The sequence below is a fragment of the Plantibacter sp. RU18 genome, from assembly GCF_050613355.1.
Classification (GTDB): Bacteria; Actinomycetota; Actinomycetes; order Actinomycetales; family Microbacteriaceae; genus Plantibacter.
The window spans coordinates 4,385,189-4,406,484 of record NZ_CP159618.1 but is presented as its reverse complement, the minus strand read 5'-3'; the positions used below and the strand labels follow the sequence as shown (position 1 = coordinate 4,406,484).

At 69.0% G+C, this 21,296-nt stretch carries 20 protein-coding genes and 1 pseudogene; 9 read left to right on the top strand and 12 right to left on the bottom strand.

Features of this window, described 5'->3' with window-relative positions:
- Positions 1-6 precede the first annotated feature (6 nt).
- From ABMA10_RS20925 to ABMA10_RS20915, 3 genes and pseudogenes are all read right to left on the bottom strand, one after another.
- Positions 7-1,386 carry an FAD-binding oxidoreductase gene (locus ABMA10_RS20925; RefSeq protein WP_347869789.1) on the bottom strand — a complete coding sequence of 460 codons (1,380 nt, stop codon included), beginning with the start codon at positions 1,384-1,386 and terminating at the stop codon, positions 7-9.
- 152 nt (positions 1,387-1,538) lie between these two features.
- Positions 1,539-2,006: pseudogene (locus ABMA10_RS20920) on the bottom strand (NUDIX domain-containing protein); the annotation flags it as partial.
- A gap of 18 nt (positions 2,007-2,024) precedes the next feature.
- Positions 2,025-2,225: a hypothetical protein gene (locus ABMA10_RS20915; RefSeq protein ID WP_431030978.1), complete on the bottom strand. Its 201-nt coding sequence runs from the start codon at positions 2,223-2,225 to the stop codon at positions 2,025-2,027.
- Between the two features lie 175 nt (positions 2,226-2,400).
- On the opposite strand from ABMA10_RS20915, the gene ABMA10_RS20910 reads away from it, so the two are divergent.
- Together ABMA10_RS20910 and ABMA10_RS20905 are read left to right on the top strand one after the other, a co-directional pair.
- Entirely contained in the window at positions 2,401-3,567 is a 1,167-nt protein-coding gene (locus ABMA10_RS20910) for a glycoside hydrolase family 30 protein (RefSeq protein ID WP_431030977.1), read from the top strand.
- Between the two features lie 7 nt (positions 3,568-3,574).
- On the top strand, positions 3,575-3,802 hold the full coding sequence (locus ABMA10_RS20905) for a glycoside hydrolase family 30 beta sandwich domain-containing protein (RefSeq protein WP_347869786.1): 228 nt from the start codon (positions 3,575-3,577) through the stop codon (positions 3,800-3,802).
- Positions 3,803-3,865: 63 nt separating this feature from the next.
- On the opposite strand, the gene ABMA10_RS20900 is transcribed toward ABMA10_RS20905, so the two are convergent.
- Positions 3,866-4,825, bottom strand: a complete 960-nt coding sequence (locus ABMA10_RS20900) for a quinone oxidoreductase family protein (protein WP_347869785.1) — start codon at positions 4,823-4,825, stop codon at positions 3,866-3,868.
- A gap of 78 nt (positions 4,826-4,903) precedes the next feature.
- Between ABMA10_RS20900 and ABMA10_RS20895 the strand changes: the two genes are divergently transcribed.
- Together ABMA10_RS20895 and ABMA10_RS20890 are read left to right on the top strand one after the other, a co-directional pair.
- Entirely contained in the window at positions 4,904-5,365 is a 462-nt protein-coding gene (locus ABMA10_RS20895; protein WP_347869784.1) for a MarR family winged helix-turn-helix transcriptional regulator, read from the top strand.
- Between the two features lie 74 nt (positions 5,366-5,439).
- Positions 5,440-6,000 carry a dihydrofolate reductase family protein gene (locus tag ABMA10_RS20890; protein ID WP_347869783.1) on the top strand — a complete coding sequence of 187 codons (561 nt, stop codon included), beginning with the start codon at positions 5,440-5,442 and terminating at the stop codon, positions 5,998-6,000.
- A gap of 189 nt (positions 6,001-6,189) precedes the next feature.
- Here the strand turns inward: ABMA10_RS20890 and ABMA10_RS20885 are convergent, their stop codons facing one another.
- The 3 genes from ABMA10_RS20885 to ABMA10_RS20875 are packed head-to-tail and all read right to left on the bottom strand — an operon-like array spanning position 6,190 to position 8,773.
- Positions 6,190-7,362, bottom strand: coding sequence for an acetyl-CoA C-acyltransferase (locus tag ABMA10_RS20885; RefSeq protein WP_347869782.1), 1,173 nt, complete (start codon positions 7,360-7,362; stop codon positions 6,190-6,192).
- Positions 7,359-8,051, bottom strand: coding sequence for a CoA transferase subunit B (locus ABMA10_RS20880; protein ID WP_347869781.1), 693 nt, complete (start codon positions 8,049-8,051; stop codon positions 7,359-7,361). The genes ABMA10_RS20885 and ABMA10_RS20880 overlap by 4 nt, the downstream gene beginning before the upstream one ends.
- A gap of 5 nt (positions 8,052-8,056) precedes the next feature.
- Positions 8,057-8,773, bottom strand: a complete 717-nt coding sequence (locus ABMA10_RS20875) for a CoA transferase subunit A (protein WP_347869780.1) — start codon at positions 8,771-8,773, stop codon at positions 8,057-8,059.
- Positions 8,774-8,960: 187 nt separating this feature from the next.
- On the opposite strand from ABMA10_RS20875, the gene ABMA10_RS20870 reads away from it, so the two are divergent.
- Positions 8,961-9,722: an IclR family transcriptional regulator gene (locus tag ABMA10_RS20870; protein ID WP_347869779.1), complete on the top strand. Its 762-nt coding sequence runs from the start codon at positions 8,961-8,963 to the stop codon at positions 9,720-9,722.
- A gap of 29 nt (positions 9,723-9,751) precedes the next feature.
- Here ABMA10_RS20870 and ABMA10_RS20865 read toward each other — a convergent pair whose 3' ends face one another.
- The 4 genes from ABMA10_RS20865 to ABMA10_RS20850 form a co-directional block, all read right to left on the bottom strand.
- Positions 9,752-11,371 (bottom strand): ABC transporter permease, encoded by a 1,620-nt coding sequence (locus ABMA10_RS20865; RefSeq protein WP_347869778.1) that lies wholly within the window; start codon positions 11,369-11,371, stop codon positions 9,752-9,754.
- Entirely contained in the window at positions 11,368-12,327 is a 960-nt protein-coding gene (locus ABMA10_RS20860; protein WP_347869777.1) for an ABC transporter ATP-binding protein, read from the bottom strand. The genes ABMA10_RS20865 and ABMA10_RS20860 overlap by 4 nt, the downstream gene beginning before the upstream one ends.
- A gap of 75 nt (positions 12,328-12,402) precedes the next feature.
- Complete coding sequence (locus ABMA10_RS20855; RefSeq protein ID WP_347869776.1) at positions 12,403-12,729, bottom strand: hypothetical protein; 327 nt, start codon at positions 12,727-12,729, stop codon at positions 12,403-12,405.
- Between the two features lie 92 nt (positions 12,730-12,821).
- On the bottom strand, positions 12,822-13,712 hold the full coding sequence (locus tag ABMA10_RS20850; RefSeq protein ID WP_347869775.1) for a LysR family transcriptional regulator: 891 nt from the start codon (positions 13,710-13,712) through the stop codon (positions 12,822-12,824).
- Between the two features lie 768 nt (positions 13,713-14,480).
- Between ABMA10_RS20850 and ABMA10_RS20845 the strand changes: the two genes are divergently transcribed.
- Both ABMA10_RS20845 and ABMA10_RS20840 read left to right on the top strand, forming a co-directional pair.
- Positions 14,481-17,273 carry a bifunctional proline dehydrogenase/L-glutamate gamma-semialdehyde dehydrogenase gene (locus ABMA10_RS20845; RefSeq protein WP_431030976.1) on the top strand — a complete coding sequence of 931 codons (2,793 nt, stop codon included), beginning with the start codon at positions 14,481-14,483 and terminating at the stop codon, positions 17,271-17,273.
- 286 nt (positions 17,274-17,559) lie between these two features.
- Positions 17,560-18,138 (top strand): hypothetical protein, encoded by a 579-nt coding sequence (locus ABMA10_RS20840; RefSeq protein ID WP_347869773.1) that lies wholly within the window; start codon positions 17,560-17,562, stop codon positions 18,136-18,138.
- A 391-nt stretch (positions 18,139-18,529) separates the two neighbouring features.
- On the opposite strand, the gene ABMA10_RS20835 is transcribed toward ABMA10_RS20840, so the two are convergent.
- Positions 18,530-19,534, bottom strand: coding sequence for an aldo/keto reductase (locus ABMA10_RS20835; protein WP_347869930.1), 1,005 nt, complete (start codon positions 19,532-19,534; stop codon positions 18,530-18,532).
- Positions 19,535-19,633: 99 nt separating this feature from the next.
- On the opposite strand from ABMA10_RS20835, the gene ABMA10_RS20830 reads away from it, so the two are divergent.
- On the top strand, positions 19,634-20,083 hold the full coding sequence (locus tag ABMA10_RS20830; RefSeq protein WP_347869772.1) for an NUDIX hydrolase: 450 nt from the start codon (positions 19,634-19,636) through the stop codon (positions 20,081-20,083).
- Between the two features lie 25 nt (positions 20,084-20,108).
- A complete protein-coding gene (locus tag ABMA10_RS20825) occupies positions 20,109-21,182 on the top strand; it encodes a hypothetical protein (protein ID WP_431030975.1) in 1,074 nt (357 codons plus the stop codon).
- The last annotated feature ends 114 nt before the right edge of the window (positions 21,183-21,296 follow it).

Genomic DNA, 21,296 nt, shown 5'->3' with positions numbered 1-21,296 from the left:
TCGCGCTCAGCCTCGGTAGGCCGAGCGTGGGCTTCGGTTGCCGACGAGCAGACCGGTCGGGTCCACGGTCTCCTTCACGGCAGCCAGACGATCGAGCGAGGCCTTCGGGTAGGCGCGCTCGAGCGTGTCGCCCGGCATGAGGAACGACGCGAACGCGCGTTCCTCGGCCTGGGCGCTCAGGGGTGAGGCGTCGACGAGCCCCCGCTCGTCACCGCCCTCCCAGAGTGCGTAGACGAGGACGCCGCCGTCGACGGTCCCGGCGATGCCGTCGTCGCTCCCGTCGAGGTGCGCGACGGCACCGCCGAGGATGCGTACCTGGGCGAAGCTCGCCGCAGAGCCGTTCGTCGGTGAAGCGATGGTGATCATCGCGTCGATCAGCCCTGGTGTGAGCTTCTCCGCGAATCCGGCCCACCCGCGGCTGGCGCTCGGTTCGACCGGCTCTGCCGAGATCGCCGCGAGTCGGCCGATCGGGAACGGCGCGACGGTGTCGAGCATGGGCGTGCCGAGCGCTCTGAGCGGGGCGATCAGCGCGTCCGCCTCGTCGGCCGGGCCGGTGAGCACCAGGTCGACCGTCGTGACCAGGCGGCCACGGAGCGGCGGCGGCACGACCTCGATGTCGGGCATCCGCACGACCGTGGCGAAGAGCGAGAGTTCGGGTCCGCTCGATGCGCCGATCTCCGCGACGGTCGTCAGGACCTGTCGCGCGAGGGCGCCGTCGAACACGAGCTTGCCACCCGTCAGCACCGGTGCCACCGGCAGGTCGATGTCGATGGAGACGACGACACCGAGGTCGATGCCGGCACCCCGCAGTGCCCAGAGCAGCTCCGGCTGGTGCTCCGCCTCGATGTGACGGAACTCCCCGCTCGCGTCGACCAGGTCGACCGAGCGGATGGAGTGCGCGGCGATGCCGTCGCGCCGGCTGAACCACGAGTGCCCGCCGGTGAGGAGGTAGCCGGCGACACTCACGTTCGGGTTGCTGCCGGCGAGGGCGATGAGTCCCGTCCCGTCGAGCGCTGGCAGCAGTTCACCCCAGGTGATGCCGGCGCCCACGGTGGCCGTGCGTGTGGTCGGGTCGACGCCGATGGTCGTGAATGCGCTCATCCGCAGCAGGATGCAACCGGTGAGGGGGTTGCTCGCGCCGTGTCCGGCGGCCTGGACGGTGACCTGCAGACCGGCGGACGCGGCGAAGCGTACGGCCGTCATCACCTCCTCGACGTCGCGCGGCACGACGACCGCTGCCGGCTGCTGGTCCACCGCTCGGTTCCACGCGAGGCGTGCGACGTCCCAGTCCTCGTCCCCAGGCAGCGAGACCGCGCCGGGCAGGGCGGCCTGGAGCTCGCCGAGCGTCGTCGGGTAGGTGGTCGGATCATGGGTGGCTGAGCTCATGAGGTTCCTCTCGGGTGGGTGGTGGTCACATCGTCGTGATCCGGGTGGCCGCTCAGCGTTCGGGTTCGCCGACCGACCACCCGGGGTCGGGTGGCGCAGGGTGCACACAGGCACGGATGGGGCGAGCTCGGGGTCTGGGAGGCTCGGGGGATCTAGCGCTTTGCCGCGAACGGGCCGGAGAGCTTGGCCCATTGGAGCAACATGATGGTCTTCGCATCGATGATGTCGTCGCCGATGCGCGCGATGGCGTCGTCGATGTCGAGTTCGAGGAGTTCGATCTCCTCGCCCTCCTCGGCGAGCCCACCCCAGTCGCCCTGGCGGGCGGCTGGGTCGTAGACGGCGGCGTAGAAATGGAGACGTTCGGTGACGGAGCCGGGGCTCATGAAGGCGTCGAACACGTGCTCGAGCGCATCGACCGCGTAACCGGTCTCCTCGAGGGCCTCGCGCGCGACGGCGGTCTCGGGGTCATCGTCGTCGAGGAGGCCTGCGGCCGTCTCGATGAGGTCACCCGTCGGGTGGCCGTTGACGTCGGCGGGATACCGGAACTGCCTCGTGAGCAGGACTTTCCGGGTGCTGGGGTGGTACAGCAGAATGGTGGCGCCGTTGCCGCGATCGTAGGTCTCGCGCTGCTGCGTGGACTAGGAACCGTCGCGGGTCTGCACGTTCAAGGTGGTGCGTCGCAGCACGTGCCAGGGGGAGGCGATGAGTTCGACCTCGTGGACCTCGACCCCGGGATTGCCGCTGAGGTCGAGGCCCGTGCGATGCAGACCCGTACGCCCGCGGGCGTCTGGGATGTCGGCCCCGGGCTGGAGTGCCCGGGTCGTGGGGGTTTCGACCATGCCCAGAGTTTAGGGCGGTCCACCCACTCGCGGTAGCGGGATATCCCGCCCACCGGCTCCGGGTGAGCCCCGCCGTCCAGCCAATACGAACCAGTCTTCGGTTTTCGCGCATTCTGCAACATACTGGTCTGAGACAGCGGCCGAGATCCTTCCGGATCCCCTCGAAAGGCACTCGATGACGAGCAGCAGCACCAGTCACACCACCACGCCGAGGACGGTCGAATGGATCGTGACGACCCAGGACGCTCCGTGGCGGCCTCAGGAACCGATGCTGTTCAGCGCGATGGATGGCATGCCGAACGTGATCGTGGACGTCATGACGCCGAAGCAGACCGTCGACGGTATCGGCGGCTGCTTCAACGAACTCGGGTGGGCCGCCCTTGGGCTGCTGTCCGACAACGACCGCGAGGCCATCCTGTCCGACCTCTTCACCCCGGGCGAAGGTCTCAACCTGTCGCTCTGCCGGATGCCCGTCGGGGCGAACGACTTCTCCACCGACTGGTACTCCTATGACGAGGTCGACGGCGATTTCGAACTCGAGCACTTCTCGATCGACCACGACCGGGCGACCCTGGTGCCCTTCATCCAGGCGGCCCAGCGCTATCAGGGCGACCTGCGGCTGTGGGCGTCGCCCTGGAGTCCGCCGACGTGGATGAAGACCAACGGGCACTACGCCGCCGCCCGCCCGTGGGACGGCTCAGCCGTCGACAACGGGATCAGCGACGATCAGCTCGGGGAGGAGGGCACCGACATGTTCATCCTCGAGGACCGCTACCTGGAGACCTACGCCCGCTACTTCGCCCGTTTCGTAAAGGCTTACGGCGACGAGGGCATCCGCGTCGAGATGGTGATGCCGCAGAACGAGTTCAACTCGGCGCAGGTCTTCCCGAGCTGCGTGTGGACGGCGGAGGGCCTGGCCCGTTTCATCGCGGTGCTCGGTCCCGCGATGGACCGCCTCGGCGTGAAGGTCTTCCTCGGCACCCAGGAGCGCCCGCACGACGCGCAGGTCGAGACGGTGCTGAGCGACCCGGCCGCGGGTCCGTGGGTCCAGGGCGTCGGATTCCAATGGGCCGGCAAGGGTGCGATCGCGGCCGTGCATCACGCGCATCCGGATCTCGCGCTCTACCAGACCGAGCAGGAGTGCGGTGATGGGCGGAACGACTGGCGCTTCGCCCGCCACACCTGGGGGCTCATGCGCCACTTCTTCCTCAACGGGGCGCAGGCGTACACGTACTGGAACCTGGCGCTCACCGAGGGCGGCGTCAGCCGGTGGGGCTGGGCGCAGAACTCGCTCGTCGTCGTCGACCCGCACACGAACACCTTCCGGTACACCCACGAGTAACTACCTGATGCGACACCTGAACCACTTCCTCGAGCCCGGGGCCCAGCGTCTCGAGACGACGAGCTGGTCCGGTCACGAGAACCTGCTCGCGTTCCGCAACACCGACGGAGCGATCGTCCTCGTGATGCAGAACGATCTCGGCGAGCCGCTGACGGTGCAGATGGTCGTCGGCAGCGACGTCATCGCGCCGACCCTGCCCGCGGACTCGTTCACCACACTCGTCATCCGCGCGTGAGTCGCGCGTGAGTCGCGCCGGCTGGACATCTCGCGTCCTACCCGCGCGACGTCGGCGGCGGCCTCAGTGGGTCGGGATGATCACGAGGCGCTCGGTGCCGTCCGGCGGCAGGTTCCAGCCCTGTTCGACGTCGGCGAGGGGGATCGCCCTCGCCGCGATGTCGAGGCGTCCGCTTGACAGTTCCTCAGCGAGGCTCGGGAGCTCCGAGAGGATGTCGCGAGCACGGACCGAGCCCTGGCCGCTGCCCACGATGCGCAGGCCGGACGCGCGGAGCGCGGCTGACGGGATCGCCGCGGTCGACCCGGCCATCGAGCCGATCTCGATCCAATCGAGAGCTCGAGCAGCGTCGGCGCGCTGCGTGACGACCGCCGTCATCGCCGCAGCGGTCGGGGCTCCCCAGAGGTAGTCGAGGACGACGTCGACGTCTGCCGTGACGCCGAGTCGCGCCGCGGTCGCCGAGGCGTCGTTGTCCAGCAGGACCGTGTCCGTCACGCCGAGCGCGGCGAGTTCCGACAGTCGCTCTGCGTTTCGGCCGGCGCCGATGATGCGGCTCGCGCCGAGTTGCGCGGCGATCTGGATCGCGAGGCGGCCTGCGCTCCCGGTTGCGCCGAGGATCAGGACGCTCTGGCCGGGGCTGAAGGAGATGCGCTTCCTGAGGGCGATCCACGAGGACATCGCCGGGTTCATTCCGGCGGCGATCGCGATCGGGTCGCTGCCTTCGGGGAGGACGAGGCTGTGGCGCGGATCGATCGCGACCTGCTCGGCCATCGCGCCGTGGGTCGTGTCGTCGAGCACGAAGTATCGCAAGCAGTCTTCCGGATCGCGACCAACGCCGTCGACGCCGGGTGTGAGGGGGAGTTCGTCGGTGCTCGTGTAGTGCGAGCCGTCGGCCTGCGAGCGGACGCGGTGATGGAGGCCCGAGGCGAGGACGTCGATGACGATCTCGCCCGGACCGGCGATCGGGGCCGCGACCTCCGCGTACTGCGGGGCCTGACCGAATCGGGTGACGAGTGCTGCATGCATTGTGAGCTCCTTATTTGATTTGTATTACCAAGTAAATGTAGTTGGTAACCCCAACTAAGGCAAGCTATGCTGCATCACATGGACGGACGGCGAGATGAAGCGACAGCAGCATCCGACGACCTCGTCGACGCGCTTGTGCAGACGTCCTTCATCACGACAGGCGTCCTGAGCGCTGTTGGAGCGAAGCACGACCTCTCCCTCACCCAGATGCGTGTGCTCGGGATACTGCGCGACCGACGCCTCACGATGACGGCGCTCGCCGTGTACCTCGGACTCGACAAGTCGACGCTTACCGGGCTCGTCTCCCGCGCAGAGAAACGCGGCCTCGTCGAGCGGGCGCCGAGCGAGCGGGACCGTCGATCGGTCGAGGTCTTCCTCAGCGCTGAGGGGCTCGCTCAGGCCGCCGCGGCGACCGCCGAGGTCGCCGACGCGCTCGAACCGGTGCTGGGCGGCGTGACCGGACCGGACCGGATCCGGTTGCAGAGCCTGCTGGTGGGCCTGCTCACGGCACAGCCCTCACCGTCCACAGCAGGATCGTGACCCGCACGGGCTTGTGTCGCCCGCACCGAGCGGCCTAACCTCTGGCGTGTACCGGCACCAGCGGCGGAGGTCTCATGGGCAAGCTCATCTATTCGGCGATCACCTCGCTCGACGGCTATCTGGCGGATGAGGAAGGGCGCTTCGACTGGAGCATGCCAGACCGCGAGGTCCACGCCTCCGTCAACGAACTGCAGCGGACCGTCGGCACCTACCTCTTCGGCCGCCGGATGTACGAGGTGATGAGTTTCTGGGAGACCGCCGACGAACTGACCGACGAGCCACCGGAGATCGCAGACTTCGCGGCGCAATGGCTCGACGCCGACAAGATCGTCTACTCGACGACGCTCGACGCGGTGTCGACGGCGCGGACGCGGCTCGAGCGATCCTTCGATCCCGAGGCCGTGCGGCGTCTGAAGGTCGAGTTGGAGCGCGACCTGAGCGTCGGCGGCCCGCACCTCGCGGCCGAGGCGATGGCGGCGGGCCTCGTCGACGAAGTCCAGCTGTTCATCTCGCCGGTGACCGTCGGCGGAGGGCTGCGTGCGTTGCCCTCCAACCTGCGGCGACGCTTCGAGCTGCTCGACGAGCGTCGCTTCGCTGCCGGTGTCGTCCATCTCCGCTATGCCGTCAGCGGCTGAGCCCCCGCCGCTTCCTGTTCGCAACTCCTGCTCGACCGATCGCGTCGCGCCTGCCCCACGCGCATAACTCCTGCCGGCCCGCTCCCAGAGGCCCCGACCCTCCGTCCTGGGCTGGTGTGGAGGCCGGACGGCAGGAGTTGTGGACGGCTGGCGGCGGAAGGGGAAGCAGGCCGCAGGAGTTGTGGACGGCTAGAGGGCTTCCAGGATGATCGCGGAACCCTGGCCGCCACCGCCGCAGATGCCCGCGGCGCCGATCGAACCCGGCCCTGCGGCGGCGAGACGACGCGCAAGATGGCCGACGATGCGGGTGCCGGAGGCGCCGATCGGGTGGCCGAGTGCGATCGCGCCGCCGTTCGCGTTGACGATGCCTGCGTCGACACCGAGCTCGTTCGTCGAGTGCACCGCCACAGCCGCGAACGCCTCGTTGATCTCGATGGCGGCCAGATCGGCGGTGCCGTGAGACGTCTTGGCGAGGGCTGCGACGATCGCGTTCGACGGCTGCGCGTGCAGGCTCACATCGGGTCCGGCGACGAATGCATGGGCGACGACCCGAGCGATCGGCGTCAGGCCTCGGGCCGCGGCGGCCTCCTCGCTCATGAGGACCACGGCGGCAGCGCCATCGGTGATCTGCGAGGAGTTCCCGGCGGTGATGGTGCCCTCCGCGCCGAACGCGGCACGCAGGCCGGCGAGCGATTCAGTGGTCGTGTCAGCGCGGAGCCCGTCATCGGTGCTGACGATCGTCGGGCCCTTGCGGCCGGGGACGGCGAAGGGTTCGATCTCCTCGGCCTGGATGGCCGCCGCCGCGGCGAGTCGCTGGTGCGATCCGGCGGCCCAGGCGTCCTGCTCCGGGCGTGCGATGCCGAGTGAGCCGTTGCGCTCCTCGGCGGACGACCCCATGGAGCGGTGCTCGAAGGCGTCGGTCAGGCCGTCGTGATCGAGGGTGTCGATGAGCTCCAGTGCGCCGTAGCGCTTTCCGGCGCGCGATCCCGACCAGGCGTGCGGGGCCAGACTCATGGACTCCTGTCCGAGCGCGACGACGACGTCGACCTCACCGGCGTCGATCAGCCGCGTGCCCGAGACGATGGCCTCCATGCCCGACAGGCAGACCGCGTTGATGGTGATCGCCGGTACGGTGAACGGGATGTCGGCACCGATCGCGGACTGTCGTGCGGGGTTCTGTCCCGCGGCACCCTGGAGCACCTGGCCGGCGATGACCTGCTGCACGTCGGTTGCGTCGACACCCGCGCGTGACAGGGCGGCGCGGATGGCGTGCGCACCGAGCTCCGTCGCGGGGACGGCGGCGAACTGTCCGTTGAACTTCACGAACGGGGTGCGGGCGTACCCGACGATGACGGTGCTCATGCTCGTGCCTCCTGAGGCGTGGTCGGGGCGCTCGGCACGCCGCCGGTTGTGGTCGGATCGAGTTCGACGGTGAACTCCGCCCCGGTCAGGGTGCGTAGCTCGGCGACGGTCTGGTCGGGGGCGGACGCTCGCAGGACGAGCGCTCCCTCGACGATATCGAACACGGCACGGTCGCTGATGATCCGGTGGACGACGCCGATGCCCGTGAGCGGGAGATCGCACTGGGCGACGATCTTCGGGCTGCCGTCCTTCGCGACGTGTTCGGTGACGACGATGACGCGCGGGGTGCCGGCGACGAGGTCCATCGCGCCGCCCATGCCCTTCACGAGCTTGCCGGGGATGGTCCAGTTCGCGAGGTCGCCGGCGCCCGACACCTGCAGGGCGCCGAGGATCGCGACCTGGACGTGGCCGCCGCGGATCATGGCGAACGATGTCGCCGAATCGAAGTACGAGCCGCCGTCGAGCAGCGTGACCGTCTGCTTGCCGGCGTTGATGAGGTCGGCGTCCTCCTCGCCCTCGATCGGGAACGGGCCCATGCCGAGCAGCCCGTTCTCGCTCTGCAGGGTGACGTGTACGCCCGCCGGAAGGTGGTTGGCCACGAGCGTGGGGATTCCGATGCCGAGGTTCACGTATTCGCCGTCGCGCAGTTCGGCCGCAGCGATCGCAGCCATCTCGTCTCTCGTCCACATGGTGATCAGACCCCTGCCTGTGCTGCAGCCGGACGCACGGTCCGCTGCTCGATGTCCTTCACCCGTGGCGTCGAGGTGATGAGGCGTTGGATGTAGATGCCGGGCGTGACGATGGTGTTCGGATCGAGGTAGCCGTCCTCGAGGATGTCCTCCGCCTCGGCGATCGTGAGGCGACCGGCAGTCGCGACGATCGGGTTGAAGTTCCGCGCAGTGTGGCGGTAGACGAGGTTGCCCTCGCGGTCGGCGCGGGAGGCGTGTACGAGGGCGATGTCGGCGATGATGCCGCGCTCGAGGACGTAGGTCTCGCCGTCGAAGACCTCGGTGGGCTTGCCGTCGGCGACGGGGGTGCCGACGCCCGTCTTCGTGTAGAAGCCGGCGATGCCGGCGCCGCCAGCACGGAGTCGTTCGGCGAGCGTGCCCTGTGGCGTGAACTCGACCTCCAGCTCGCCGTCCAGGAACTGCTGCGCGAAGAGCCTGTTCTCGCCGACGTAGGAGGCGACGACCTTCCGGACCTGCCGGTTCTCCAGCAGGATGCCGAGGCCTTTGCCGTCGACGCCCATGTTGTTGGAGACGATCGTGAGATCGGTGGCTCCCGTGTCGCGCAGCGCCTCGATGAGGTCGGTCGGGTTGCCGCTCAGGCCGAAACCTCCGACGGCAATGGTGGCGCCGTCGTGGACGACCCCCCGCAGCGCTTCAGCTGCGCTCGACCAGCGTTTCGTCATGTCACTCCTTCGTGGACGTCTGCTCGCTCCGGTGTTCACATCGTGGATGGAGGATCGAGCTCTCATCTCAGTAAGTCACGGCCAGGCGGCGCAGTCAAAGGACCGGTCGCTCGACTGGGCGATCCGACTCATGAGGTGGGCTCCACCGCAGCGTATGCTCACAATATGGACAACCCGAGGAGAGATCATGGCTGATCCGGTGCGTGGGGCGCAGGTCGTCTCGCGGGTCAGTCGCATCCTGAAGGTCGTGTCGGAGCACCCGGGTGGGGCGTCCTCCTCCGCCGTCGCGTCGGCCACCGGACTCACTCGTCCGACGGCACACCGGTTGCTCGCGTCGCTCGCCGCGGAGGGCTTCCTCGACCACGATGCGAAGCAAGCCCGCTGGCACCTCGGGCCTGAGCTGTTCCTGCTCGGGTCGCTCGCTGCCGAACGCTACGACATCGCTGCTCTCGCGAGGGAGAGCGTGCGGATCCTGGCGCACGAGACAGGTGAGAGCGCCTTCCTGTCGGTGCGCCGTGGCTTCGAGACCGTGTGTCTGCTGCGGGAGGAGGGAAGCTTCCCGGTGCGCTCCTTCGTGTTGTCGGAAGGCGTGCGCTTCCCGCTGGGCGTCGCGTCCGCCGGGCTGGCCATCCTCGCGTTCTCGACCGATCAGGAGGTCGACGACTATCTCGCCCGCGCGGACCTCGTCGAACGGTGGGGTGCAGCGCATGCGCCTGAACCGGTGCGTGAACGGATCCGGGAGACTCGCGAGCGCGGCTACGCCGTGAACCCGGCGTTGATCCTCGAGGGCAGCTGGGGGATGGGGGCTGCGGTGTTCGACGGCGCCGGCAACCCGGCGTGGGCGCTGAGTCTCACCGGTATCGAGTCCCGTTTCCGGCCCGAGCGTCAGGGGTTCCTCGGCGGGATCCTCCTCGAACAGGCGCACGAGCTCTCGAAGCGGCTGCGCTGAGGCGAGCTGCGCTGAGGCGAGCGGCGGTCCTAGCCGGCAGGGACGAGTTCACGCCGACGCATCAGGGACAGCGACATCGCAGCACCCGCGGCGGCGACGAGCACGAGCCACAAGAGGCCGTCGACGTCGGCGCCGTCGGCGGTGACAGACGGGGCGAGCGAGATCGGAGCGAGGTCGACCAACCAGCGCGGGAAGCCGAACAACGGCCCGAACAGGCCGACCACGGTACCGAGCAGTACGAGCGCCCAGCCGAGCGGGACGGTCAGCCGCGGAGCGAGCACGAACACGAGCGCGGTCAGCACGAGGAAGACCGATGCTGCAGCGATCTGTCCCGCCCCGCTCACCAGCACGTCGCCCATGAGCGACCAGTCGCCGTCGGAGGACGCCAGGCCGAGCGCGGCACCGGCGACCGCCGACACCACCACTCCGACGACGCCCGCGAATCCGACGACGGCGTGTGATGCGAGCCAGCGCACACGCCCCACGGCTGCGGAGAGGACCGCCTCGGCCGTCCCGCTCGACTCCTCGTGGCGGGCGTGGCAGATCGTCTGGACGGCGCAGCAGGAGGCGAGAACACCGACCATGAGGAAGAAGATCGCGACCGCGCCCTGGGCGATGCTGCCCTCGGCGGTCAGTGCGTCGAGGATCGCCTGGACGGACGGCAATTTGGAGGCTGCGCCGGCGAGGACCCCGGCGAGCGAGGTGGCGAGGACGCCGGAGAGGAGCCCGCCGACGCACCAGCCGAGGATCGATCCGCGGGTGAGTCGCCAGACGAGGGCGGTCGGGCCGGCCGCCCAGGACCCGGCCGTCTCAGGTCCACGTCGCCCGGGCACGAGGCTCTCGCCGAGGTCGCGCGAGGCCTGTAGCGCGGCGGACACCCCGGCGAGGCCCAGCCCGAACATGAGGCAGAGCAGCAGCGGCCAGACGGCGTCGTCAGCGAAGGGCCGCGAGTTCTCGCCCCAGCCGAACGGCGACGTCCAGGTCGGCCAGGAGCTCTCGATCCGCTGCAGGTCGGTGCTCGGTGTCCCCAGCGCATTGCCGATGCCGGCCAGCAGGTAGCCGAGCAGGAGGAGCCACACAGCGAGCGAGTTGGCGCCGCGCGCCGTGCGCATGAGCTGGCCTGCGAGCAGTCCGACCCCGAGGAACGACACCCCGACGGCTCCGGCACCCAGGCCGGCGACGAGGGAGCCGGTGGTCGGCAGCCCCGACGCCATCAGCGCGAGCGCCGTCAGTGCCCCGAGCGCGAGGTTCGCAAGGAGCCCGTGCATGAGCGTCGCGAGGAGGGGGACGATGCGTCCGGCTGTGGTCGCCCCGACGAGTTCGGCGCGCCCGAGCTCCTCTTCAGCTCGCGTGTGGCGTACGGCGAGGAAGGTGCTCATGAATGCGGCGAGCATCGCGAGGAACGGGAAGATGAGGAACAGTGCGAACGCGCCGGCGCCCGCACCCGACGGCAGGCCGCGGAACAGCATGATGACCGGGTTGGCGCTGGCTGTGGCCAACAGGGCGACCCGGTCCTGCTCGGTGCCGTAGGAGTCGCTGACTCCGACGATCGTCGCGGCGGCGAGCAGTGCGGTGCCGATCACCCAGAGCGGCACCTGCCAGCGGTCTCGACGCGCGCGCTGGCGCAGGAGGACACCGAACCCGTTCACAGCGACGCCGGGGCCGCTGGGTGCTCCGTGGCTGGCGGGGTCGCAGGCGACGCCCGACCGATGTCGTCGCCGTAGTGCCGCAGGAAGAGCTCCTCGAGGGACGGCGGTTCGATGCGCAAGCCGGCGACGCCACGTCGGGCGAGCTCCGGCAGGATCGCGGCGATGCGTTCGCTGTCGATCGTGAACCGTGCGCGGCCGTCGGCGAACGCCACCTCGTGCGCGCCGGGGATGCCGTCGGCGGCCGCCGTCCCGGAGGCCTGGAAGGAGACGGCCGTGCGGGTGAGATGCCTGAGTTCGCCGAGCGTTCCGGAGTCGGCGATGCGACCGGCTCTGACGATGCTCACCCGGTCGCACAGCAGCTCGACCTCGGAGAGGATGTGACTGGAGAGCAGGACGGTCGCCCCGGCGGCGCGCACCCGGGCGACCTCCTCGCGGAACACCACCTCCATGAGCGGATCGAGGCCACTCGTCGGCTCGTCCAGGACGTACAGCTCGGCGGGCACCGCGAACGCGGCGATCAACGCGACCTTCTGCCGGTTGCCCTTCGAGTACGCCCGGCCCCTGGTGCGCGGGTCGAACTGGAACGCCTCGATGAGTCGCTGGCGGCGCTCCCGGTAGTCGGGGTCGTGTCTGCTTGCGCCGCGGAGCCGGCTCAGCACGTCGATGGTCTCGCCGCCGGTGAGGTTCGGCCAGATGCTGACGTCGCCCGGCACGGCCGCGATGCGCCGGTGCAGGTGGACGGCGTCGCGCCAGGGATCCTGGTCGAACACCGAGACCTCGCCGGCGGTCGCTCGCGCGAGTCCGAGCAGCACGCGGATCGTCGTGGACTTGCCCGCCCCGTTCGGGCCGAGGAAGCCGTGCACCTCGCCGGCGTCGACACGCAGGTCGAGGCCGTCGAGGGCGTGGACGCGTCCGTACCGTTTCACGAGACCGCTGGTGCTGATGATGCCGCTCATGGCGCTGACTGTACGCCGCGTCGACAGCGTCCGAAAGGGCCTGCCGACGGGTGACGGGTCGCGCCGGCCCGGGGTTCAGAAGGCGGGTCTGTCCGACATCGAGACGATGACCGGTGCGCCGACGGCGAGCAGTGCGCAGACCGTCGCGGCGATCCAGACCCAGCCCGGCGTCCGTCGTCGGATCACGACGAGCAGGTGCACCACGAGCGCGGCGACGGCGACGGCGGCCCCCACCGTTCCGGCGATCGCCGGGCCGAACAGAGCGACGTGCTCGGTCGCCATACCGCCCTCGCCCGGAGGCAGGAAGTAGGTCATGGTGATCTGGTCGGCGACGGTCGCGAGACCGACCACTGCGACCACGAGCAGGAGGGAGGCGAGGACGACGCGGAGCGGTTGGGACATGCACCCATTGTGCGACAGACGCGCCGTGTCGGGTGTGATGCGGGCGTGAGGCGTGAGGCGTGAGGCGTGAGGCGTGATGCGGGCGTCAGGCGTCAGGCGGCCGCGGCTTCGAGGGCGGCGCGGAACGCGACGATCGCGGGGCGACTGACTCCGGATTCGCGAGCCGAGGTGAAGATCGTGCGCTGCGGGGAGTCCGGCAGCTCGACGAGCCGGCAGCTCGCCTCCTCGCCGGCCCACTGCAGGTCGGGGATGAGCGCGACCGCGTTGCCCGATTCGATGAGTCGGATCTGCGCCTGCAGGTCAGCCGTCTGGTATCGGACGTCCGGTTCGAAGCCCGCGCGGCGGCAGAGCTGCTCGGCGAAGTGCCGGGAGGCGGCTCCGTGCGGTTCCATCACCCAGGGCAGCTCGGCGGCGTCCTCGATGCGGTGCACCGGACGGATCTGGTTCGCGGTCGGCGGGCAGGCGAGCCGGATCGGGTCGGTCGCGAGTTGCCGACGGTCCAGCCCGGGGTGCCTGGGGGCCGCGTGGGCCGGGTACTGTTCCGCCACGACGACGTCGAAGTCGCGCGCCCACGTCTCGGCGAGGGCCGTCTCCGGTTCGTGCTGCACCATCTCGACACGTACGTCGGGGTGGTCGCGTCGCATCGCGCTGAGGGCTGCCGGCATGAGTGCGAGCGCGGCGGACTGGAACACGGCGACACGGATGGTGCCCGACACGGTCGTGAGGGAGGCGCCGAGGTCGGCCTCCGCACGTTCCAGGGTGTCGAGGATCGTCTCCGTGTGGCCGACGAGGATCTCGGCCTGCGGGGTGAGCTGCACGCGGCGACCGACCTTCCGCAGCAGCTCCACGCCGGTCTCCTGCTCGAGCACGGAGAGTTGCTGCGACACGGACGACGGGCTGAAGTTGAGTGCGGTGGCGACTTCGGCGATGGTGCCGCGGATGCGCAGCTCGCGCAGCAGGCGCAGGCGCCGGACGTCCAGCATGATGCACTCCAATCCATCGGCTGAGCCGATGTGTATCCATCGAAAACCTTCGCTGTATCTTATGCGTCACGGACCTGATACTGGCAACATGACCGACACCCTCCACCCGACGCAGCAGCTCGACCGCGACGCCCTCGCCACCGAGGCCGTCGCCCTCGTCCGCCGCTGGCTCACGACGGCCTCGACCATCCCCGCCGACGCCTCGGCCCAGCAGCTCGCCGGCGTGCTGAAGGACCCGACCGGCCTCGAGTTCACGGTCGGCTTCGTCGACGGAGTGGTCCGGCCGGAAGACCTCCGTGTCGCCGCGCGCACGCTCCAGGCCATCGCGCCCAAGGTCCCGGGGTTCCTGCCGTGGTACCTCAAGGCGGCCGTCCGCTGCGGCGGCTTCTTCGCGCCCATCCTCCCGGGCATCGTGATCCCGATCTCCCGCAAGGTACTGCGCAACATGGTCGGCCACCTCGTCGTCGACGCGACCGACCAGAAGCTCGGCCCGGCGATCGCGAAGATCAAGACCCCCGGCACCCGTCTGAACGTCAACCTGCTCGGTGAGGCCGTCCTCGGCACCTCCGAAGCGGGCCGACGTCTTGAGGGCACCCACAAGCTGCTCGCCCGACCCGACGTCGACTACGTGTCGATCAAGGTGTCCTCCACCGTCAGCCCCCACTCGGTGTGGGCGTTCGACGAAGCGGTCGAGCACGTCGTCACGAGCCTCACCCCCTCTTCGAGCGTGCCGCGAAGTCCTCACCGTCGAAGTTCATCAACCTCGACATGGAGGAGTACAAGGACCTCGACCTCACCATCGCGGTCTTCACCAAGCTCCTCGACCTCCCGCAGTTCCACGACCTCGAGGCCGGAATCGTCCTGCAGGCCTACCTGCCCGACGCCCTGTCGGCGATGATCCGTCTCCAGGAGTGGTCTGCGGGTCGCCGCGACGCAGGCGGTGCCGGCGTCAAGGTCCGCATCGTCAAGGGCGCCAACCTTCCCATGGAGCAGGTCGAGGCATCGCTCCACGATTGGCCGCTCGCCACCTGGTCCACCAAGCAGGACTCGGACACCAACTACAAGCGCGTCGTCGAGTACGCACTGCACCCCGACCGCATCGACAACGTGCGCATCGGTGTCGCGGGTCACAACCTCTTCGACATCGCGTTCGCGTGGCTGCTCGCGAAGCAGCGCGGCGTCGAGCGCGGTGTCGAGTTCGAGATGCTCCTCGGCATGGCGCAGGGTCAGGCCGAAGCGGTCAAGCGTGATGTCGGTGAGCTGCTCCTCTACACACCCGTCGTGCACCCGCAGGAGTTCGACGTCGCCATCGCCTACCTCATCCGTCGCCTCGAGGAGGGCGCGAGCCAGGACAACTTCATGTCCGCCGTGTTCGAGCTGAGTGAGAACGAGACCCTCTTCGCGCGTGAAGAGCAGCGGTTCCTCGCCTCGCTCGCCGAACTCGACGACACCGTCCCGCCCGCGAACCGCCAGCAGGACCGCTCGAAGCCCGCTCCCGCCTCGCCCGTGGACGCCTTCGAGAACACCCCGGACACCGACCCGTCGCTCCCGGCCAACCGAGTGTGGGGTCGCGACATCCTCACCCGCGTGACCGACTCGACGCTCGGCGACGACACCGTCGCGGCCTCGATCGTCGACAGCACCGAGTCGCTCGATGCCGTCATCGACGGGGCGACCACTGCGGGCGCATCGTGGGGGTCGCTCACGGGAGCCGAGCGCGCGGTCATCCTCCACCGAGCCGGTGACGTCCTGGAGCAGCACCGCGCGAAGCTCATGGAGGTCATGGCCTCGGAGACCGGCAAGACACTCGACCAGTCCGACCCCGAGGTGTCCGAAGCGATCGACTTCGCCCACTTCTACGCTGAACGAGCTCGAGCGCTGGACACGATGGACGGCGCGACGTTCACCCCCGCGAAGCTCACCGTGGTCACCCCGCCATGGAACTTCCCCGTCGCCATTCCGGCCGGCTCGACCCTGGCGGCGCTCGCCGCCGGTTCGCCCGTCATCATCAAGCCGGCTCGGCAGGCTCGCCGCAGCGGTGCCGTCATGGTCGAGGCGCTCTGGGAGGCCGGCGTCCCGCGCGAGGCCCTCCGCTTCGTGCAGCTGGCCGACAACTCACTGGGTGAGCGTCTCATCTCACACCCCTCGGTCGAGCGCGTCATCCTGACCGGTGGATACGAGACGGCCGAGCTGTTCCGCTCCTTCCGCCCGGAGTTGCCGCTGCTGGCCGAGACCTCGGGCAAGAACGCGATCATCGTCACGCCGAGCGCGGATCTCGACCTCGCGGTGAAGGACGTCGTCGCCTCGGCGTTCGGCCACGCCGGCCAGAAGTGCTCCGCCGCGTCGCTCGTGATCCTCGTCGGTTCGGTCGCCTCGTCGCGTCGCTTCCGTCATCAGCTCATCGACGCCGTCGGTTCGTTGAAGGTCGGCTACCCGGTCGACCCGACCACGCAGATGGGTCCGATCATCGAACCGGCGAAGGGCAAGCTGCTCGGTGGGCTCACCAAGCTCGCCGCCGGTGAGTCGTGGCTCGTCGAGCCGAAGCAGCTCGACGAGACCGGCCGACTGTGGAGCCCCGGCGTGCGCGCAGGCGTCGCCCGCGGGTCCGAGTACCACCTCACGGAGTACTTCGGCCCGATCCTCGGCATCATGACGGCCGAGACCCTCGAGGAGGCCATCGCGATCCAGAATGAGATCGACTACGGCCTGACCGCTGGGCTCCACTCACTGAACCCGGCCGAGCTCGGTGTCTGGCTCGATGGCATCCAGGCCGGCAACCTGTACGTGAACCGCGGTATCACCGGCGCGATCGTGCAGCGTCAGCCGTTCGGTGGTTGGAAGAAGTCGGCCGTCGGAGCCGGAACCAAGGCCGGTGGGCCGAACTACCTCATCGGTCTCGGCTCCTGGACGAGCGCCGAGAGCAAGGCGGAGCGGACGGTCGGACGGTCGGCCGAAAGGCGCGGTCCAAAGCCTGCCGTCGCCACGCTGCTGCGTGCGGCTGATGCGGTCCTTCCTGCGGACGAGTTCGCCTTCGTGCGTCGTGCGGTCGCGAGCGACGCCGTCGCGTGGGCCGAGGAGTTCGGCGTCGCGAAGGACGTCTCGCAGTTGACGGCCGAGCGGAACGTGTTCCGCTATGTGCCGCGCGAGGTGCACGTGCGTCTGGTCGACGGTGGTTCGGTCGCCGAGCTCGTGCGCGTCGTCGCCGCGGGTGCAGCGGCCGGCGCAGTCGTACACGTGTCGTCCGCTGTCGCGCTGCCGCCGAAGCTCGTGCCGGCCGTCGAGGCGATCGCCGGTGCGGTCACGGTGGAGAGCGAGGACCGCTGGTACGTCACCGCGGCATCGCTCGTCGGCACGAAGGCCGGTGCGCGCGTCCGCATCGTCGGCGGCACGACCGAGGGTGTCGCGCACGCCACCTCGGGCAGTCCCGACGTCGCGATCTACGCGGGCACGGTCACCGAGGCCGGGCGTATCGAGATCCTGCCGTTCCTGCAGGAGCAGGCCGTCTCGATCACCGCCCACCGGTTCGGCACTCCGAACCACCTCTCGGACGACATCATCTGACCCACCCTCGCTGTCCCCCCGCTCCCTTCTCCGTTTCCTTTCCTTAACTCAGGAACGCCCCGGCGTGTCGTCATGACACGCCGGGGCGTTCTGCGCGACGCGCCGGGCGCGTCCTGAGTGAGGAAAGAGGATCGAGCCCCGGTGGGTCAACGAGTGTTGTTCATACAATGTGATATTTACTTTGTCGGACGGCTGAAATACCATATGCGCATCGGTGCAGGCGCTTGACGTCTGGATCGATCGGCACATGAGTGGCCGGTCGCGCTCACAGACGAGAGGAAATCCAATGAAGGTCCGTGGATATGTAGCAGCAGCGGCGGTGTCGGCCTTGCTCGCCGGGGGGATCGCTGTTCTCGCTCCGGGCGCTGGCGCGAGTGCAACGCCACTCAACTCCGGGGCGATGTCTGATGAAGGATTCGCGATTCGAGGGGCCGATAACGCTGTCCGCTCGATCATTCCTGATGAGGAAAACACTTCTTCCGTCAGCGGGACAAGTGCATCGGTGTCCATGGAATCAACGGACCGGATCATCCTCAGCGCGGATGCGCGCGTTTTCCTGCTCCAGGATCAGGACGGTGGCGTCTTGCTGAGTTCAGCGAATCCGACCCTGGAGCAGGGGGCGGAGACCGTGCCCGCCAAGTTCGTCGTTGAGGATGGACACCTCATCGTCACTCCCGTTGAGCACTCACCGAATCTTGCGCGCGCAGCGTGCGCATCGTCGTTCTGGGGCAACCTGATCTTCAATATCGGGATGGCCGGTGTCTGCGCGATGCTTGGTATCGCGACGGCTGGTCCGGGAGGAGTCGCCTGCACAATGGCAGTCATTGGCGCGAATTTGGGCATTGACTGGGATCGGCCCTGCTAGGAGGCGATGATGTGTCGATTCAGAACGTTGCTTTCGGGGCGGGTTGACTGGAATCCGCGACAAGTCGGCCGGCTCGTCCGTCTGCTCTGGAGTCTCACCGTACTCGGCACGCTCGTCGGATTTCTGGTGCAAGCGTTGGTCGGTGCTCGTGACTGGTCGGGTGTCTCGACTGACATGATTCCTGTGTTTCTCGGAGCCACGCTCGGGTATGGGCTGCTCTGGCTCGGGAGTGTCATCGCAGTCAAGCGCCGCGAGTATCCACCTGAGTAGGAGGTCGTCTTCCCCAACTCAGGAACGCCCCGGCGTGTCGTCATGACACGCCGGGGCGTTCTGCGCGACGCGCCGGGCGCGTCCTGAGTGAGGGAAAGAGGATTGGGACGAGCGACGAGGACTAACGGAGGGTGCCGTGCACGGCGAACTCGTCGATGCGGGCGAGCTCGGAGTCGTCGAAGTCGAGACGGTGGATCGCCGCGTAATTGCCCTCGAGCTGCTCGACCGAGCTGGCGCCGATGATCGCCGAGGTGACGGTGTCGCGACGCAGCACCCACGACAGCGCGAGCTGCGCGAGTGACTGACCGCGCTCGTCGGCGATCGCCTGGAGACCACGGGCGCGCTCGAGGTAGGTGTCGGTGATCGAATCCTCGTTGAGGAAGTGACTCGTCGCTGCACGGGAATCGGACGGAACGGTGCCACCGAGGTAACGATCGGTCAGCATGCCCTGCGCGAGCGGGCTGAACACCACGGCGCCGAGACCGAGGTCGTCGAGGGTGTCGAGCAGGCCGTCCTCGACCTCGCGCGAGAACATCGAGTAGCGCGGCTGGTGGACGAGCAAGGGGACGCCGTACTCGCGGAGCGCCTTCGCCGCAGCGATGGTCTGCTCCGGCGAGTAGTTCGAGATGCCTGCGTACAGCGCCTTGCCGGACTGCACGGCAGTCGCGAGCGCGCCCATGGTCTCCTCGATCGGCGTCTCCGGGTCGGGACGGTGCGAGTAGAACACGTCGACGTATTCGACACCGATGCGCGAGAGGCTCTGGTCGAGCGACGACAGCATCGTCTTGCGCGAACCCCATTCGCCGTAGGGCCCCTGCCACATGTAGTAGCCGGCCTTCGAGGTGATGATGATCTCGTCGCGGTGCGCGGCGAGGTCCTCCGCGAAGATGCGGCCGAACGCGGTTTCGGCGGAACCAGCGGGCGGACCGTAGTTGTTCGCGAGGTCGAAGTGGGTGATCCCGAGGTCGAACGCGCGACGCACGATCGCCCGCTGGACCTCGATACTCCGGCCCTCGCCGAAATTGTGCCAGAGGCCGAGGGACAGTGCGGGAAGGCGGAGTCCGCTTCGTCCGACGCGCCGATAGGCCATGTCGTCGTAACGGGTTTCGGCTGCTTCGTAGGGCATGGTCTGCGCTTTCATCGTCGAATCGTCGTGGTGCCGGAGCAAGCGTACCGTGATCGTTCACGGCCACACCTGGCCGGGCGCTCGACTAGCGTGAAGCTCATGTCGTCAGCCACACCCTCATCCGATGCTGACCACGCACGCCGTCCTCGCTCGGGCTGCGGTGCCGCGATCCTCCGGGACGGACGCATCCTGCTGCTTGAACGACGCCGTGAACCAGAGGCGGGTTGTTGGGGCATCCCCGGCGGCAAGGTCGACTGGATGGAGCGCCTGGAGGACGCGGTCCGGAGGGAGGTGCACGAGGAGACCGGCCTGGGCCTGGGGGCGATCGAACTGCTCTGCGTCGTCGATCACTTCGAGGAGGCGCTGCAGCAGCACTGGATCTCACCCGTCTACCTCGCCGAAGCCTCTGAGGGGGAGCCTCGACTGGCCGAGCCTGAGAAGCACGCGGGGATCGGCTGGTTCCGGCTCGATGCACTGCCGGAGCAGGTGACTGTGTCGACGCTCGCCACGCTCGCCGCCATCCAGCGCCGCACCGCCGGGCAGCGGTGAGCGGCCTGCTCGTAGACTCAAGGCTGTGACTGCCGACCGACCGACTGCCGCCGCTCCCGAGTTCGTCTCCTTCGAGGCGGTCGAGCTGCCGGAGCGACGGGGCGCAGCCTGGTGGGGGTTCTTCGGCACCGTCGCGATCGTGGTCGGTGCGATGCTCGTGCCCGTCGCGCTCGTGAGTACCTGGGCGGACGCGCTCGTCAGCGACACGGACACCTTCGTCGCCACACTTGCACCGCTTGCCGCCGAGCCGGCCGTGCAGCAGTTTGTGAGTGAGCAGGCGCTCGCCGCCCTCGAGAGCCAGGTCGACCTCGACGCGGCGGCCGCCAGCCCCGCCGATCTCGCAGCGGCACTCGCCCTCCCTCCCGCGGTCACCGATGTCCTCGCCGCGCTCGGTGGCAGCACCGCCGATGCGCTGCGTGAGGTCCTGCGTCGGAACGTCGCCGAGTTCGCTGCGTCGCCGGCATTCGCGACGGCCTGGACCGAGTCGTTGCGGGTGACGCATCAACAGCTGGCCGCCGGCCTGGCCGGGACGGACGGGGCGGTGATCGACGTGTCTGCGGAACAGGGGCTCGGGATCCAGCTCGGGCCCATCGTGGCCGCCACGAGAACCTGGCTCGTCACCGCTGGGTTCGGGTTCGCCGCGCTCATCCCTGACGTCGATCGGGTCGTGGATGTCGTCCCGGCATCTGATGTCGCGCCGGTGCTCGGCGCGATCCGAGGCGTCGAGTCGGCGGCCGACTGGTCACCCTGGGTCGCGATCGGTCTCCTCGTGCTCGGCGTGCTGCTGCTCTGGCTCGGCCGACGGAATCCGAGCCGGACGGTCGCCGGAGCGGCCATCGGCGTCGTCCTGGCTGTCGGCCTGCTGCTGCTCCTGCTCGGCGCGGCGCGGCTCGCGTTCGTGCTCGCGGTCTCGGTCGCCGTGCCTGGTGGTGTCGGCGAGGTCGCCGCGGCGACGCTCCTGGATGCGCCAGTCGCTTCGGCCTGGTTGGTGTTCTGGATCGCGCTGATCGTCGTCGTGCTCGGGTTCGTGAGTGCGGCGCTGCGCGTGCCGGAGCGCATCGCTCGCGGGTTCCGTACCGCGCGACAGCCGATCGTCTGAGGAGGCGCAGAGCCCGACTCGAGGGCCTCGGGTCTGGACGCTCGCCGCACGGCGGCTGGCGAGTCGGCGGTGCGCCGGTGCCTCCACGAGGGCGTGCAGCAGCCAGGATGCGCC

What these genes read in the sequence shown, in the direction of transcription:
- ABMA10_RS20925 (WP_347869789.1), bottom strand. Translation starts at nt 1,386, where the DNA reads ATGAGCTCAGCCACCCATGATCCGACCACCTACCCGACGACGCTCGGC.
- ABMA10_RS20915 (WP_431030978.1), bottom strand. Translation starts at nt 2,225, where the DNA reads ATGGTCGAAACCCCCACGACCCGGGCACTCCAGCCCGGGGCCGACATC.
- ABMA10_RS20910 (WP_431030977.1), top strand. Translation starts at nt 2,401, where the DNA reads ATGACGAGCAGCAGCACCAGTCACACCACCACGCCGAGGACGGTCGAA.
- ABMA10_RS20905 (WP_347869786.1), top strand. Translation starts at nt 3,575, where the DNA reads ATGCGACACCTGAACCACTTCCTCGAGCCCGGGGCCCAGCGTCTCGAG.
- ABMA10_RS20900 (WP_347869785.1), bottom strand. Translation starts at nt 4,825, where the DNA reads ATGCATGCAGCACTCGTCACCCGATTCGGTCAGGCCCCGCAGTACGCG.
- ABMA10_RS20895 (WP_347869784.1), top strand. Translation starts at nt 4,904, where the DNA reads ATGGACGGACGGCGAGATGAAGCGACAGCAGCATCCGACGACCTCGTC.
- ABMA10_RS20890 (WP_347869783.1), top strand. Translation starts at nt 5,440, where the DNA reads ATGGGCAAGCTCATCTATTCGGCGATCACCTCGCTCGACGGCTATCTG.
- ABMA10_RS20885 (WP_347869782.1), bottom strand. Translation starts at nt 7,362, where the DNA reads ATGAGCACCGTCATCGTCGGGTACGCCCGCACCCCGTTCGTGAAGTTC.
- ABMA10_RS20880 (WP_347869781.1), bottom strand. Translation starts at nt 8,051, where the DNA reads ATGTGGACGAGAGACGAGATGGCTGCGATCGCTGCGGCCGAACTGCGC.
- ABMA10_RS20875 (WP_347869780.1), bottom strand. Translation starts at nt 8,773, where the DNA reads ATGACGAAACGCTGGTCGAGCGCAGCTGAAGCGCTGCGGGGGGTCGTC.
- ABMA10_RS20870 (WP_347869779.1), top strand. Translation starts at nt 8,961, where the DNA reads ATGGCTGATCCGGTGCGTGGGGCGCAGGTCGTCTCGCGGGTCAGTCGC.
- ABMA10_RS20860 (WP_347869777.1), bottom strand. Translation starts at nt 12,327, where the DNA reads ATGAGCGGCATCATCAGCACCAGCGGTCTCGTGAAACGGTACGGACGC.
- ABMA10_RS20855 (WP_347869776.1), bottom strand. Translation starts at nt 12,729, where the DNA reads ATGTCCCAACCGCTCCGCGTCGTCCTCGCCTCCCTCCTGCTCGTGGTC.
- ABMA10_RS20850 (WP_347869775.1), bottom strand. Translation starts at nt 13,712, where the DNA reads ATGCTGGACGTCCGGCGCCTGCGCCTGCTGCGCGAGCTGCGCATCCGC.
- ABMA10_RS20845 (WP_431030976.1), top strand. Translation starts at nt 14,481, where the DNA reads ATGGAGGAGTACAAGGACCTCGACCTCACCATCGCGGTCTTCACCAAG.
- ABMA10_RS20840 (WP_347869773.1), top strand. Translation starts at nt 17,560, where the DNA reads ATGAAGGTCCGTGGATATGTAGCAGCAGCGGCGGTGTCGGCCTTGCTC.
- ABMA10_RS20835 (WP_347869930.1), bottom strand. Translation starts at nt 19,534, where the DNA reads ATGCCCTACGAAGCAGCCGAAACCCGTTACGACGACATGGCCTATCGG.
- ABMA10_RS20830 (WP_347869772.1), top strand. Translation starts at nt 19,634, where the DNA reads ATGTCGTCAGCCACACCCTCATCCGATGCTGACCACGCACGCCGTCCT.